Below are 13,243 nucleotides of genomic sequence, written 5' to 3'. Positions count from 1 at the left end.
TACCCGCGGCGAGCGTCAAGGTGCGGGTCTCGCGCCGAGCGTCTACCTCCCGGCCGGGTGTCGAATTCGGCAGGGTTCCCCGCGGCGGGTTCCTCCCGCCGGGCTGGGCGTCGAAAGGACAGAAATGACCGGCAAAGACGTTGTTCCCCGGTCTTTTCTGTCCAGTCGTCCATGGCGAGCAAGCGTCGATACGGGAGCACACGGAAATCGCCGACGTCGGTGCCGCGGGTCACGCTCGCAGCGCCAGCGCCTGCCGGATCCGCTCCAACCCGTCGTCACGGCCTGCCCCTAGATGTCTCCTCGTGAAGCGCAGCACGATCCACCCGAGTGCCCGCAGGCGGTCGTCCCGCTCGATGTCCCGGGCCCACTGACGAGGGTCGGTGAGGTGGTGTTCCCCTTCGTACTCGAGGGCGATGCGACGTGCGCGGTACTGCAGATCCGGTCGCGACACGCGGCGCCCGGCGGTGTCCAGGATCCACTGGTTCACGTCTAGTTCAGGCAGGCCTGCATCGACGATGAGCAACCGGAGCAGGCTCTCCGGCGCGGAGTCGACTCCCGATCGGAGGAGCGGCAGCGCCTTGCGCGCGGTAGCCGTACCCCGCGCGCCAGATCTCCGGGCAAGGGCTGCCGCCAGCGCATCAACGCTGCTGAGAGGGTCCGGTTCGTTGATGGCTGCGGGCCGTCGTGGAGCATCCCATCGGCGAAGCAGCGCGTCTCCCAGTGCAACGAGGTCCGCAAGTGGAAGTGTCGCGGCCAGGTCGCACCACGTGCGTTCGGGCGAGGTGAGCGGCACCCCGTACGCCGTGACGACGTCGCCCGGGCCCAGTCTCGCGACGTGACCCACGACGCCGGCCCTGCGCGGCCGCGAGCATCCGGTCGATCGGGTGAGATGCAGCAGTTCGTCCACTGACCGGCGTGGAAGCGGCAACCCCCACAGGACCGCAGCCGTCTGGTGGCTCGCGACCGTGCCCGGCGTCAGCGATCCGAGGCAGGCAACGACGTCGGACAGGTCGGCGGGTGCAGCATCGAGGACACGGAGGCTCCGTGTTGCGCGCCGGTAGAGCGCGCGGCGGAGCACCCGGGCGGGGATACCGAGGTCACGGGCCGCCTCCACGGAGAAGCACCGCTTCGAGGTCAGATTCAGCAGGGCCGTTGCGTAGGGGTCGGTCGGCATCGATCCATCGTGCGCCCGCGCGTCGGCGCATCGACGTTCTCCACAGGGTCGGCGGGATGATCGGCATCCAGAGGACAGAAATAGCCGGTGCAGGACTCCCTCGGCGGTCACGTCTGTCCTCTCGGCCCAACCCGGGGGAAGGAACGACGTCGGCCGTCGTCGAGAGGACAGAAATAACCGGTGCAGCGGGCCAACGATGGTCGTGTCTGTCCTCTCGGCCCAACCGGGGCACAGAGGGCGCCGATCCCGGGCAAGGAACGACGTCGGCCATCCGGCAGTCCGCTCCCACCGGCGGCGGTACAGTTTCTGCAGTATCCGGCCCCTCCACGAAGGCATCATGAGCATCAATACGCAGCTCCCCACCGGCGACCAAGTGGTCCAGGACCTTCCCTGGCGCTGGAAGGTCCAGGGAAAGATCTTCCTGATCGGCGGCCTCGGCTTCATGTTCGACGCGTGGGACGTGACCCTCAATGCCTACCTGATCCCCCTGCTGATCGGCGACTGGGGCCTGACGTCCGGCCAGTCGGCGTGGATCGCCACCTCGAACCTGATCGGGATGGCCGTCGGTGCCTTCGCATGGGGGTCGGTGGCGGACCTCATCGGCCGGAAGCGGGCCTTCACCCTGACGCTGCTCGTCTTCTCGGTCTTCACCGTCCTCGGCGCCTTCTCCCCGGACATCGTGTGGTTCTGCATCTTCCGCTTCCTCGCTGGCTTCGGCCTGGGTGGCTGCATCCCGGTGGACTATGCGCTGGTCGGGGAGTTCACGCCGCGGCGCCAGCGCGGGCGTGTCCTGACGGCGATGGACGCCTGGTGGCCCATCGGAGCCTTCCTCTGCGGCGTGGTGACGACGGCGGTCGTGGCGCAGACGGGTGAGTGGCGCTACGCGATGCTCGTCATGGTGCTCCCCGCCCTGCTCGTGTTCTGGGTACGGCGCGGGGTGCCCGAGTCCCCTCTCTACCTCGTCCAGCGGGGGCGGCGCGAGGAGGCGCGAGCCGTCATCGACGAACTCGTCGCCCGGACGGGCGGCGGGCAGCGCGAGTGGCGCCTGCCCGAGCCCGAGGAGACGCCGAAGCTCTCGATCGGCAGCATCTCCGGGCAGCTGACGGGTCTGTGGCGGTACAACTGGCGCATCACCCTGACCGCCTGGAGCCTCTTCCTCACGATCCTGCTGGTGTACTACGGCGCACTGACCTGGATGCCGCGCATCCTCATCGCCTCCGGGTACGCGCAGTCCGTCGCCTTCATCACCACCACGTTCATGACCGGCGTCGGCTTCCTCGGCGTGATCGCGGCCGCGCTGCTGGTGGAGCGCGTGGGCCGCAAGTGGCTGCTCGCGATCACGGGTCCCGGGTCCGCGGCGCTCCTCGTGGTGTTCGCGCTGACGCTCGAGCTCCCCGCCGTCGCGACCGCGTGGCTGCTGGCGTTCGGCTTCGTGGTGCAGGTGGCCATCCCGGTGCTCTATACGTACGTGTCGGAGCTGTATCCGACCGACCTGCGTGGCAGCGGCTTCGGCTGGGCCTCGACCATCTCGCGCATCGGCGCCGGTCTCGTCCCGCTGATCTTCGGCAGCCTCCTCTGGCCCTACCTCGGCCTGCCGCTCACCTTCGCGCTGACGGGCGGCCTGGTGCTGCTGGCCGTCCTCTTCATGGCGTTCAACGCCCCCGAGACCCGCGCCGCCAAACTACGCTGACGGGCGGCTCCTGGCAGGCGGGAGGGTGCCTCCCGCGTGGGTCGCACCCTCCCGTCGTGGTGATCAGGCCTCGGGCAGGTCCGCGTCCGGCGTCTCCTCGAGCGACGTGACCTTCCACGCACCGTCGGCGAACCGGACGGTCGCGGTGTAGATGGTGCCCTCCGGCGAGAAGGGGCGCTGCTCGGCGACGGAGCCGTCCTCGGCGAACTCGGTGTACGCGTCGGGGTTCACCGGGATCAGGGCGGTGACCTCGGCTCCTTCGACGACCTCCTCCTCGGGAGTGGTGAGGAGGACGTTCTCGACCTTGGGCTGGCCACCGAGGACCCAGCCGCCGTCGTCGTACACGCCCTGCAGCCGCTCCGCCTCCGCCTGTTCGGAGGAGGCGCCGTCGAGGTGCTCGAGCATGGCCGCGGCGTCCCCGGTCTGCAGGACGTAGGCCTTCAGGTCGAAGTAGTAGTAGAGGAAGGCACGGGCGCCGTCGGCGGTGGACTCCTTCACGAGGTCGTTCGTCGCGGGCCGCTCGATGTTGACGGCGGCCGCGGAGGAGCTGGCCGGCGAGGGGCGGGTATCCGCGGAGGCGGCGGGTGCCTGCTCGGCGGTCCCGGCGCACCCGGTGAGGGCGAGCAGGGTGATGGCTGCGGCCACGGTACGGCGCGTGCTGTTCATGATGGTCCTGTCGGAAAGGGGAAAGTAGCCTCAGGCACCTTATCGCGGGAAGCGCCGGAGAGAAGTTTCGCGTAATTTACGCGAAAGGATTGACTCCCCCTGTGACGTGGGACACGCTGGTCCCACCCCACGAAGGAGACCCTGTGAGACCCCGCCACGCCACCGTCGTCGTGCTGACCGCCCTCGTTGCCGGTTCGATCACGACACTGCCCGCCGCCGCCGCCCCGAAGGAACCCGGGAATCCCCCGGCCACCGCCCAGCACTCCCTCCGCACCGCGGTCACCGACGAGAACTTCTACTTCGTCATGGCCGACCGTTTCCAGAACGGCAACACCGCCAACGACGACGGCGGGCTGGGCCCCGATCCGTCGGTGTCCGGCTTCGACCCGACCCGCAAGGGCTACTACAACGGCGGAGACCTCCAGGGCCTGCTGCAGGAGCTCGACTACATCCAGGGCATGGGCACCACGTCCATCTGGCTCACCCCGAGCTTCAAGAACCGTGCCGTCCAGCCCGAGGACAACTCCGCGGGCTACCACGGCTACTGGATCACCGACTTCACGCAGATCGACCCGCACCTCGGCTCCAACGAGGACCTCAGGGCACTCATCGACGCCGCCCACCAGCGCGGGATGAAGGTCTACTTCGACATCATCACCAACCACACCGCGGACGTGATCGCGTACGACGCCGGTGAACGGGCGCCCTACGTCTCGAAGGACGAGGTGCCCTACCGCGACGCCGAGGGCAACGCGTTCGACGACCGCGACTACGCCGGGACCGACACGTTCCCGGCGCTCGACCCGGCAACCTCCTTCCCGTACGTCCCGGTGGTCCCCGAGGCCGACAAGGACCTCAAAGTACCCGCATGGCTCAACGACACGACGCTCTACCACAACCGTGGCGACACGACCTTCGCCGGTGAGGACTCCTTCTACGGCGACTTCTTCGGCCTCGACGACCTCGCCACCGAGAACCCGCGCGTGGTCGACGGCATGATCGACATCTACAAGACCTGGATCGCGGACTTCGGCGTCGACGGGTTCCGGATCGACACCATGAAGCACGTCAACGACGAGTTCTGGCAGGCCTTCGGCCCGGAGGTGCTCACGTACGCCCAGGAGCAGGGCAAGGACGAGTTCTTCATGTTCGGCGAGGTCTTCGACACCACCAAGTCCTTCACCTCGCAGTTCACCACGCGCAACAGGATGCAGTCCGTCCTCGACTTCCCCTTCCAGGCGGCGGCGCGCGGCTACGCATCGCAGGGCGCCCCGGCCTCGGACCTCGAGACCTTCTTCGCGGGTGACGACTGGTACACCGACGCCGACTCCAACGCGTACAGCCTGCCCACCTTCCTCGGCAACCACGACATGGGACGGATCGGCGGCTTCATCGCGGCCGACAATCCGGGCGCCGCCGAGGACGAGCTGCTGGCGCGGGACACACTCGCCCACGAACTGATGTACTTCTCCCGCGGCAACCCGGTGATCTACTACGGCGACGAGCAGGGCTTCACCGGACCGGGCGGCGACCAGGACGCCCGCCAGACGCTGTTCGCGAGCCAGGTCGGCGAGTACCTCGACGACGACCTCCTCGGCACCGATGCCACCCACGCGACCGACAACTTCGACACCACCCACCCGCTCTACCAGGGCATCGCGACGCTGGCGGACATCACCCGGGACCACCCGACGCTGCGCGACGGTGCCCATCAGCACCGCTATGCCTCGGACGGCCCCGGCATCTACGCGTTCTCCCGCGTAGACGCCGAGGACCGCCGCGAGTACGTCGTCGCCCTGAACAACAGCACGGAGCCCCAGACCGCGAAGATCCCCACCTACGCGTCCAAGCGCAGCTTCGGCCTCGTGTACGGGGATGCGCCGAAGCGTGCGAGGTCGGCGGCCGACGGCACCCTGAGCGTGACCGTCCCCGCGCTGTCCACCGTGGTGTACGAACTCTCGGGGAAGATCCCGCACTCGGGCAAGGCCCCCGCGATCAGCCTGCAGGCGCCCGTACCTGCCGTCGAGGACAACGGCCGCATGAGGGTGGCCGCCGACGTGGCGGGCTCCTCGTTCTACGAGGTGACCTTCGAGGCCCGCACGCCCGGCACCGGGTGGACGAGCATCGGCACCGATGACAACGCGCCCTACAGCGTCTACCACGACACGAGCGCGCTGCCTGCCGGCACCGCCGTCGAGTACCGTGCCGTGGTGCTCGACAACGGCCGCCACACCCGCACCTCCGCCGGTGTGGGCGCGACCGTTCCCGAGCCGAGACTGAGGATGGGCCTGCCCGCGGAGGGAACGCAGGTACAGGGCGACGTCGAGGTCACCGCGACCGCCGACCCCGAGGACTCCGAGTACGCCGTGACGCTCGAACGCAGCATCGCGGGCGGGGACTGGGCGGCGATCGGCACCGACGACTCGTCGCCGACCTACACCGCGGTCGACGACCTCGCCGCCCTGGACCTCGCGGAGGGCACCCAGGTGCGCTACCGGGCGGTGCTCGGCACCTCGGTGAGTGATGTCAGGACCGTGACCGTCGGCTCCCTGGTGGACCAGCCGGGCACCGTGGCGGTCGCCGGCAGCCTCGACTCCGAGCTCGGCTGCGGGACCGACTGGGATCCCGCCTGCGACGAGGCGCAGATGACGTTCGACGACGCCTCGCAGACCTGGGTCCTCGAGGTCGCCGACCTTCCCGCCGGGTCCTACGAGTACAAGGCGGCATTCGACCGGAGCTGGACCGAGAACTACGGCGCCGGCGGGGCTTTCGACGGCGCCAACATCGCCCTCACCCATCGGGGCGGTCCGGTCACGTTCGTCTACGACCACCGGAGCAAGGTGATCAGCACGCACTGACCGTTCCGCACGGCAGGAGGACGGCCGGGCCCCTCGGGTCCCGGCCGTTCCCGTGTGCACCGACGCCCTCGTGCCGGAGCCTTCCGGTCACCACCGGTTTCCGCGGTATTTCCGAAGGACCTCCTCAGCATCGGCGTCGCCGTCCTCCGATCGACGTGCCGCATCGCCCGGCCGGGCCATACTCGTCCCATGGGTGCCTGGGGAACCGCTATCTTCGACAACGACGATGGCTTGGATCTCCGGGGCGACTTCGACGACCAGGTAGCGGGCGGTCGGTCCGTGGACGAAGCTCTGGAGGAGCTGGAGGAACGGCTCGAGGCCGAGGACGTCCCTCGGGGCCCCTTCCCGAACGGGTTGTCGGACCACGAGTGGCTCGGGCTCGCGGCCCTGCAGGTGGAACACGGCCGGGTCACGCCGGGCGTGCTGGCCCGGACACGGTCGATCGTCGCCTCCGAGGAGGAGGAACCGGAGCGGTGGCCCGAGGAGCTCCTTCCGGAGCGTCTCGGAGTGCTCGCAGACCTGGCGCGCAGGCAGCAGGAGGCCGATCGGGCTGCTCCCCCGTCCTTCCGGCGCAGGGTCCGCCGTCGTGCACGATGGATGCGGCGCCGCCTGGCACCGTCGCATCCGGCACCCGTGCTGCCGCTCTGGGCCCGGCTCGTCCTGTTCGGGCTGCTGGCCGTCGGCCTGTTCCTCGTCCTGCGCGCCCTGCTCCCGGGAGTGACGAGCGCCGGCAACCCTCCCCTGATCGCCTATGCCTACTACGTGTTCCACTGCGTGCGCGGCGCGCTCGCCGAACGCCGGCAATGATTCCTGAGCACGATGGCGCCGGGATGTCCTAGAGCCAGTCGTTCCGCTTGAAGGTCCACCACAGCCCCACGCCCATCGCCGCCATCAGCAGGAGGGCGAAGGGGTAGCCGAGCAGCCAGTGCAGTTCGGGCATCACGTCGAAGTTCATGCCGTAGATCGAGGCGATCAGCGTCGGCGCGAAGAGGATGGCCGCCCAGGAGGAGATGCGCTTGACCTCCTCGCCCTGCGTGAGGGAGGTCTCCGTGAGCCGGGTCATCTCCTCGTTCTGGCGCTGCGCCACGAGTGTGGAGTGGACGGTCAGCGCATTCTGCAGCAGCGTCCGGAAGGTATTGATGCGCTCGACGACGCGGATCACGTGGTCCTGCACGTCGCGCAGGTTGCGGCTGAGCTCGGCGTCCATCTGGTACTTGTCCGAACCCCGGAGCAGCAGATCCATCATGCTCTGCAGCGGTTGCGCGGCACGCTGGAAGAGGATGACCTCGCGGTGCAGCTCGTAGATGCGCCGTGACACGTCCGGCGCTCCCCCGAACAGCTCGTTCTCGATCTCGTCGATGTCGTTCTCCAGGCCCAGCACCACCGGCTCGTACTCGTCCACCACCTGGTCCAGCAGGGCGTAGAGCACGGCCTGGGGGCCGGTTCCCAGGAGTTCGGGGTCCGCCTCGAGGCGGCGGCGCACGATCCCGAGATCCGGCGATTCGGCGTGGCGGATGGTCACCACGAAGTCGCGGCCGATGAAGACGTGCAGTTCGCCGAACTCCACCTTCTCCTCCGCGTCGAGGTAGCGGGCCGGCCGGAGGACGACGAACAGGGTGTCCTCGTAGCGTTCGAGCTTGGCGCGCTGGTGACCGTTGGTGGCGTCCTCGACGGCCAGTGGATGCAGGCCGAACTCGGCGGCCACAGCGCTGATCTCCGCGGGCTCGGGACGGTAGAGGCCGATCCAGCCCATACCGCCGCTGTCCCGCATGAGCTCGAACGTCTGGTCCAGGGTCTCGGGGTTGATGCGCTTCCGGCCGTCGACGTAGACGGCGTTGGCGACGAGCGGCACCTCAGGCACCCACCGTCTCGTCGGAGGCCGGTCCTCCGGCGTCGGCTTCGGCGGCGAGCGAGCGCAGCGTCCCGATCAGCAGCGCGCGCTCCTCGACCTTGATGCGCTCGTGCAGGGTCTCCTCGGTGTCACCGGGCAGGACGGGGACGGCGGTCTGGGCCAGGATGGGCCCGGTGTCCACGCCGGCGTCCGCGATCATGACCGTGCAGCCCGTGACCTTGACCCCGTAGGCGAGCGCGTCGCGCACGCCGTGGGCACCGGGGAAGCTCGGCAGGAGGGCGGGGTGCGTGTTCAGGTAGCGGTTCGGGAAGCGGTCGAGGAAGTGCTCGTCGACGATCCGCATGAAGCCCGAGGACACGACGTAGTCCGGCTCGTGGGCCGCGACGGCCTCGGTCAGCGCCCGGTTCCAGTCCGACCGTTCGGCGTGGCTCCGGAAGTCCACCTCGAAGGTGGGGATGCCGGCGTCGGCTGCCCGCCGCACCCCGCCCGTCCCGGGGCGATCGGCACCCACGGCGGCGATGGTGATGTCCAGGGACCCGGCCAGGACGGCGTCGATGACGGCTTGCAGGTTCGATCCGGTGCCGGAGACGAGGACGACGATGCGCATGGCTCAACCTTAGGGTCTGGCCTCGCCTAGGGTTGAACCATGGGAACGGAGCGACGATGACGCAGCACGGCACGGGACAGAACGGCACGGGACAGAACGGCACGGGACAGAACGGCACGGGACAGAACGGCACGGGACAGAACGGCACGGGACAGAACGGCACGGGACAGAACGGCACGGGACAGCGGGGCGCAGGCCCGTCGGGAACCGGCGGGACGGGGCACGACGGCGGCGCCACCGGTGCCATGGCGTCCGCCCGTCTCTGGCTCCGGCTCTTCCTGCTGGCCCTCCTCCTCGGCGTGCTGACCAGCAGCCTCGTGCTGCCGTGGAAGGTCCTCACGCTCGTGCTCTCGCTCTTCGCGCTGGCGGCCGGCGTCGTCGCCCTCGTCAAGGCGATCAGGCTCAAGCTGCCGCGGCTCGTGGTCCTCGCCACCTCGATGGGCCTCGCAGCCGCGCTCTTCCTCGCTGCGGGCACGGCCGCCTCGGTGCTGCTCTGGTCCGTGACCCGGACCTACGAGGAGTGCATGGCGCGCGCCCTCACCCTGCAGGCCCAGGAGGACTGCCAGGACGGTCTGCAGCGGCTCGACGGCCTGGGCTGAGGTCGGGCGGGCTCAGCGGCGGCGCGGCTCCCGCTCGAGCAGGGGCCCGACGGCGTGGCCCAGCAGCGCTCCCACGGCCACCTCGGCGGCCAGCCACAGACCGACGCCTAGCGGGTCCGGGCCGAGATCCGTGAACCGCCCGAGGCCGAGGGAGGCCCGCGACAGCAGCGCCACGACCGCGCCGCCGAGGCCCGCGGCGATGCCGATCAGCACCGCGAGCGCCAGGGTGGACGCCGTCGCGGTGAGCCAGCGGCGGGGACTGTGGAGGACGAGCCATTCGTCGAAGTGGTTCTCGCCTTCCCGGAAGAACCACCATCCCGCGAGGAGTCCTGCGAGGACGGGGATCGCGAGGGCCGCGTAGCCGTACTCGAGCGTTCCGGCCGGTAGTGCCCCCAGGATCGGCAGGGCGGGCAGCGGCCCGACAGCGCTGCCGAGCGGCGTGAGGGAGCTGCCGGTGCCGAGGGCGAATCCTGCCCCCGTGGACCAGGACATGGTCCAGACGGCGAGGTTGGGCAGGAGCCCGAGCTGGAACAGGGTGACCACGGAGGCGCCGGCGATCCCGCCGTCGAGCCGTTCGTAGACGGCCGCGATACCCGCCCAGTTGAGGCCGATCGCCACCGCGAGGAGTGCCGCGGACAGGGACAGGGCCACCATCACGGCCAGGAATCCGGAGCGGAGAACCGACCACGCGTAGGAACCGGCCCAGCGGGAGTGCTGGCTCGTCCGCCCGACCCAGGCGGCGAAGTCCACCCCCACGAGGCGGCTCCAGGCCCCCGCCTCGCGGTAGGCGCCCGTGACCAGCCCGATCCCTGCGGCGACCGGGGGGATCAGCGCGCCGGCAGCCAGTGGCGCGGCGGCATCAGGGGTGGTGGACACGTACGCCACGCCGGCGCCGATGGCCGCGTAGGTGAGGAGCGCGCCGAGCAGTGCCTGCCAGAGCTGGTCCGTGTAGGAGGCGCGGGCGAGCCGGCGCCCGGCACGCCAGGCCAGCAGCAAGGGGATGAGGACGAGCCCGAGCGGCACCACGTGCAGCAGTCCTGCCACCGCGCCGTCCCCCGCGACGCCGGCCGGGAACTGCAGGACCAGGGGCACCCCGTGCATCACGAGCCAGCCCTGGCCGGCGAGCCGCGCGGCGGATTCGGGGCTGCGGTCCGCGAAGCCCCCGGTCAGCCACACGGCGGCGACCGGGAGCACGACGAGCAGGGCCGAGATCACGGCGGCCTGCCCGAGCTCGAACACTCCCTGCAGCCACAGGGGCATGGGAAGGGCAAGGGGTTTGGTGGGGAGTCTCATCACCTCCAATGGTGCCACCGGCGGGTGTCGCGGCCGGCGAGCGACGCGGGGCGGTCCGGGGTTGCACGGGGCGACAGGCGGGCCCCGCCTCAGCCGAGGATGTCCGCGAGCCCCTTGATGACGGCGAGGCCCGCGCCGATGAAGGCGATGACGACGACGAAGAGCCGGGCCTGATCGTCGCGGACGAACCGGGCGAGCTTCTCCCCCGTGAAGATGCCCGCCACGATCGCCACCCCGATCGCGATCCACATCCAGGGCGCCAGCACGGGCGCCTGGGACGGATCGAGCAGCAGCTTGGCGACGAGCGTGACGGTGCCGATGCACACGAAGAACGGCTGGAGCGTCGCTGCGAACTGCCGCTGCGGCCACCGCGACAGCAGGGCGTAGGCACTGACCGCAGGGCCGCCGACGCCCGCCATCGAGTTGGTGAGCCCCGCGGTGAAACCGGCGACGACCTTCGGGGGGTTGCCGCGCACCACCACGTCGGAGCGCTGCAGCACCAGCGAGATGGTCAGCGCCACGAGCACCACCGCGCCCACGGTGACGGACAGGGGCGCCGAGGGGACGGCGACGGCGAGGAAGGACCCGGGGACGGATCCGAAGAGCGAGGGGACGACGAGCCAGCGGAACATGCTCCAGTCGATGTCCCTCCACACGCGGCCCACGATGATCGCGGAGGAGACCACGCCGCAGATGTTCACGAGCAGGACGCCCGCGTGCGGTCCCAGGATGATGACGAGAAAGGGGGCGATCAGGAGGGCGAACCCGAGTCCGGCGATGCGCTGCGCCACGGCCCCTACGAGGATGGAGGCGAGCACGATGAAGAAGATGCCGAGAGTCACCCCAGTTACAGTACGCCGGGGCAACCAAGGCCCGCGCTGCCGGGGGTAGCCTGAGGGCATGACGGCTCTCACCACGGCCCTCGCGACGGCGGACTGGCGCCACCGCGTGTTCGGCCTCTACGACGACGTCCGGGAGCGCGCCGCGACGGAGTCCCCCGAGGCGGCGCACACGCTGTGGCGGATGGGCCGCGACGTCCTGTTCCGCGACCACCCGGCGTCGGCGCTCACAGCGTCCGCGAAGGAGTCCTTCCCGGGACTCGACTTCGCGCCCTACGACCCGGCGTTCCGGTTCGAGGCGCCCGTAGACGACGACGGCGCGGGCGAGGTGATGGACGTCGCCACCGGTACCGACGGCGTCGTCCCCTTCCGCCGTCTCGGGACGCTGACCCTGCCCGGCCTCGGCCGGCTGGCCCTGTGGAAGCTCGCCTCCTACGGCGGCGGACTCTTCCTTCCCCTGCGCGACGGCACGGCGGGCAGGCCCGGCGGCACCTACGGGGGCGGGCGCTACGTCCTCGACACGGTCAAGGGTGCGCACCTCGGCGAGGGACGCACCCCGGGCAGCCTCGTGGTGGATCTCAACTTCGCCTACAACCCCTCGTGCGCCTACGACGAGGCTTGGGCGTGTCCCCTGCCCGGGCCGGACAACCGGCTGACGGACGATGTGCCGGTGGGCGAGCTCTACCGCGCCTACTGACGGTTCCTGCACCCCCCCGGGTGAGTACGTAGGCTTATCTCCCGGGCGCGGATGCCGCCCGGAAACCTACCGAGGAGCACTCATGAGGAGCAGGCCGCCACGGGAGGGAGCCCCTGGGCATGCACCGGACGGGGGCGCCGGTATGGCCCAGGACCGGTGGCGCCGCCGGTCCGAGGGACCGCTGATCGCCGGGGCCGTCCACTACCTCGTGGCCTACTCCTTCCAGGTCACGGGCGAGCCCGACCCGGCGGTGGACGGGATCCTCGAGACGACGATCTGGGCGGTCTGGGGGCTGTTCCTCGTGGACTACCTCGTGAGCCTGTGGCTGGCACCGTCCCGTGGCCGCTGGTTCGTCCGCCACCTGCACGAACTGGTGATCCTCCTGCTGCCGATGCTGAGGCCGCTCCGACTGCTCCGGCTCATCCCCCTGCTGCGCGTGCTGAACCGCTCGGGTGGGGATGCCCTGCGGGGGCACATCGTCCTGTACGTCGTCTCCGCGATGACGGTGCTCGGCTATGCGGGCGCACTAGCGGTGCTCGACGCCGAACAGGGCGCGCCCGGCGCGAACATCCTCACCCTGCCCGACGCCCTCTGGTGGGCGCTGACCACGGTCACCTCCGTGGGCTACGGCGACTACTACCCGGTCACCGGCGCCGGCCGCCTGGTCGCCGCCGGCCTCATGATCGGCGGGATCGGGGTGCTGAGCGCGGTCACGGCCGCCTTCGCCTCCTGGCTCGTGGAGAACGTCGGGAGCGGCAGGGACAACGCGCAGGCGGCGCAGTCCGATGCCCGGATGCAGGACCAGCTCACCAGCGTCAGCCTCCAGATCGACACCCTCACGCGCCAACTGGGGCATGGATCGCATCAGGGGCACACGCCGAAGGAGTGAGGCGAGCGCACGGACCCGGTGCAGAATGCTGGACTGCGCCTCCCGGGAGGGGTAGGGTGCCCATCCGCATCCAGGCCAT

Annotated in this window: 13 protein-coding genes; 6 read left to right on the top strand and 7 right to left on the bottom strand. The window is 70.2% G+C overall.

Features of this window, described 5'->3' with window-relative positions; translation table 11 throughout:
* Positions 1–229: 229 nt before the first annotated feature.
* A complete protein-coding gene (locus tag FNH21_RS11355; protein WP_191931889.1) occupies positions 230–1,174 on the bottom strand; it encodes a DUF559 domain-containing protein in 945 nt (314 codons plus the stop codon).
* A 337-nt stretch (positions 1,175–1,511) separates the two neighbouring features.
* Between FNH21_RS11355 and FNH21_RS11350 the strand changes: the two genes are divergently transcribed.
* The gene (locus FNH21_RS11350; protein ID WP_152815577.1) at positions 1,512–2,864 is read left to right on the top strand and encodes an MFS transporter; all 1,353 of its coding nucleotides are present in this window, start codon (positions 1,512–1,514) and stop codon (positions 2,862–2,864) included.
* 63 nt (positions 2,865–2,927) lie between these two features.
* On the opposite strand, the gene FNH21_RS11345 is transcribed toward FNH21_RS11350, so the two are convergent.
* A complete protein-coding gene (locus tag FNH21_RS11345) occupies positions 2,928–3,530 on the bottom strand; it encodes a DUF6318 family protein (RefSeq protein ID WP_152815574.1) in 603 nt (200 codons plus the stop codon).
* 143 nt (positions 3,531–3,673) lie between these two features.
* Between FNH21_RS11345 and FNH21_RS11340 the strand changes: the two genes are divergently transcribed.
* Positions 3,674–6,388 carry an alpha-amylase family glycosyl hydrolase gene (locus FNH21_RS11340; RefSeq protein ID WP_338403256.1) on the top strand — a complete coding sequence of 905 codons (2,715 nt, stop codon included), beginning with the start codon at positions 3,674–3,676 and terminating at the stop codon, positions 6,386–6,388.
* A 189-nt stretch (positions 6,389–6,577) separates the two neighbouring features.
* Entirely contained in the window at positions 6,578–7,195 is a 618-nt protein-coding gene (locus tag FNH21_RS11335; protein WP_152815571.1) for a DUF4259 domain-containing protein, read from the top strand.
* Positions 7,196–7,223: 28 nt separating this feature from the next.
* On the opposite strand, the gene corA is transcribed toward FNH21_RS11335, so the two are convergent.
* Genes corA through FNH21_RS17515 form a run of 3 tightly spaced genes read right to left on the bottom strand, consistent with a single transcriptional unit; the run spans position 7,224 to position 9,071 of the window.
* Positions 7,224–8,240, bottom strand: a complete 1,017-nt coding sequence (gene corA / locus FNH21_RS11330; protein ID WP_191931915.1) for a magnesium/cobalt transporter CorA — start codon at positions 8,238–8,240, stop codon at positions 7,224–7,226.
* Position 8,241: 1 nt separating this feature from the next.
* Entirely contained in the window at positions 8,242–8,847 is a 606-nt protein-coding gene (gene purN, locus FNH21_RS11325; RefSeq protein ID WP_152815568.1) for a phosphoribosylglycinamide formyltransferase, read from the bottom strand.
* A gap of 26 nt (positions 8,848–8,873) precedes the next feature.
* Complete coding sequence (locus FNH21_RS17515) at positions 8,874–9,071, bottom strand: pentapeptide repeat-containing protein (protein WP_191931888.1); 198 nt, start codon at positions 9,069–9,071, stop codon at positions 8,874–8,876.
* A gap of 21 nt (positions 9,072–9,092) precedes the next feature.
* Here FNH21_RS17515 and FNH21_RS11315 point away from each other — a divergent pair, with 21 nt between their 5' ends.
* A complete protein-coding gene (locus FNH21_RS11315; protein WP_191931887.1) occupies positions 9,093–9,446 on the top strand; it encodes a hypothetical protein in 354 nt (117 codons plus the stop codon).
* Between the two features lie 12 nt (positions 9,447–9,458).
* On the opposite strand, the gene FNH21_RS11310 is transcribed toward FNH21_RS11315, so the two are convergent.
* Together FNH21_RS11310 and FNH21_RS11305 are read right to left on the bottom strand one after the other, a co-directional pair.
* Entirely contained in the window at positions 9,459–10,739 is a 1,281-nt protein-coding gene (locus FNH21_RS11310) for a cell division protein PerM (protein WP_152815565.1), read from the bottom strand.
* 89 nt (positions 10,740–10,828) lie between these two features.
* Positions 10,829–11,581 (bottom strand): sulfite exporter TauE/SafE family protein, encoded by a 753-nt coding sequence (locus tag FNH21_RS11305; protein WP_338403255.1) that lies wholly within the window; start codon positions 11,579–11,581, stop codon positions 10,829–10,831.
* Positions 11,582–11,639: 58 nt separating this feature from the next.
* Here FNH21_RS11305 and FNH21_RS11300 point away from each other — a divergent pair, with 58 nt between their 5' ends.
* Both FNH21_RS11300 and FNH21_RS11295 read left to right on the top strand, forming a co-directional pair.
* Positions 11,640–12,275, top strand: a complete 636-nt coding sequence (locus FNH21_RS11300) for a DUF1684 domain-containing protein (protein ID WP_152815558.1) — start codon at positions 11,640–11,642, stop codon at positions 12,273–12,275.
* Positions 12,276–12,417: 142 nt separating this feature from the next.
* Positions 12,418–13,164 (top strand): potassium channel family protein, encoded by a 747-nt coding sequence (locus FNH21_RS11295; RefSeq protein ID WP_152815556.1) that lies wholly within the window; start codon positions 12,418–12,420, stop codon positions 13,162–13,164.
* Positions 13,165–13,243: the final 79 nt, after the last annotated feature.

The sequence above is a fragment of the Arthrobacter bussei genome (assembly GCF_009377195.2).
Lineage (GTDB): Bacteria > Actinomycetota > Actinomycetes > Actinomycetales > Micrococcaceae > Arthrobacter_D > Arthrobacter_D bussei.
Note: the sequence above shows the minus strand (reverse complement) of the source record. Positions and strands in the feature narration are given on the sequence as shown.

What these genes read in the sequence shown, in the direction of transcription:
- FNH21_RS11310 (WP_152815565.1), bottom strand. Translation starts at nt 10,739, where the DNA reads ATGAGACTCCCCACCAAACCCCTTGCCCTTCCCATGCCCCTGTGGCTG.
- FNH21_RS11350 (WP_152815577.1), top strand. Translation starts at nt 1,512, where the DNA reads ATGAGCATCAATACGCAGCTCCCCACCGGCGACCAAGTGGTCCAGGAC.
- FNH21_RS11335 (WP_152815571.1), top strand. Translation starts at nt 6,578, where the DNA reads ATGGGTGCCTGGGGAACCGCTATCTTCGACAACGACGATGGCTTGGAT.
- FNH21_RS11355 (WP_191931889.1), bottom strand. Translation starts at nt 1,174, where the DNA reads ATGCCGACCGACCCCTACGCAACGGCCCTGCTGAATCTGACCTCGAAG.
- FNH21_RS11300 (WP_152815558.1), top strand. Translation starts at nt 11,640, where the DNA reads ATGACGGCTCTCACCACGGCCCTCGCGACGGCGGACTGGCGCCACCGC.
- FNH21_RS11315 (WP_191931887.1), top strand. Translation starts at nt 9,093, where the DNA reads ATGGCGTCCGCCCGTCTCTGGCTCCGGCTCTTCCTGCTGGCCCTCCTC.
- purN (WP_152815568.1), bottom strand. Translation starts at nt 8,847, where the DNA reads ATGCGCATCGTCGTCCTCGTCTCCGGCACCGGATCGAACCTGCAAGCC.
- FNH21_RS11345 (WP_152815574.1), bottom strand. Translation starts at nt 3,530, where the DNA reads ATGAACAGCACGCGCCGTACCGTGGCCGCAGCCATCACCCTGCTCGCC.
- FNH21_RS11295 (WP_152815556.1), top strand. Translation starts at nt 12,418, where the DNA reads ATGGCCCAGGACCGGTGGCGCCGCCGGTCCGAGGGACCGCTGATCGCC.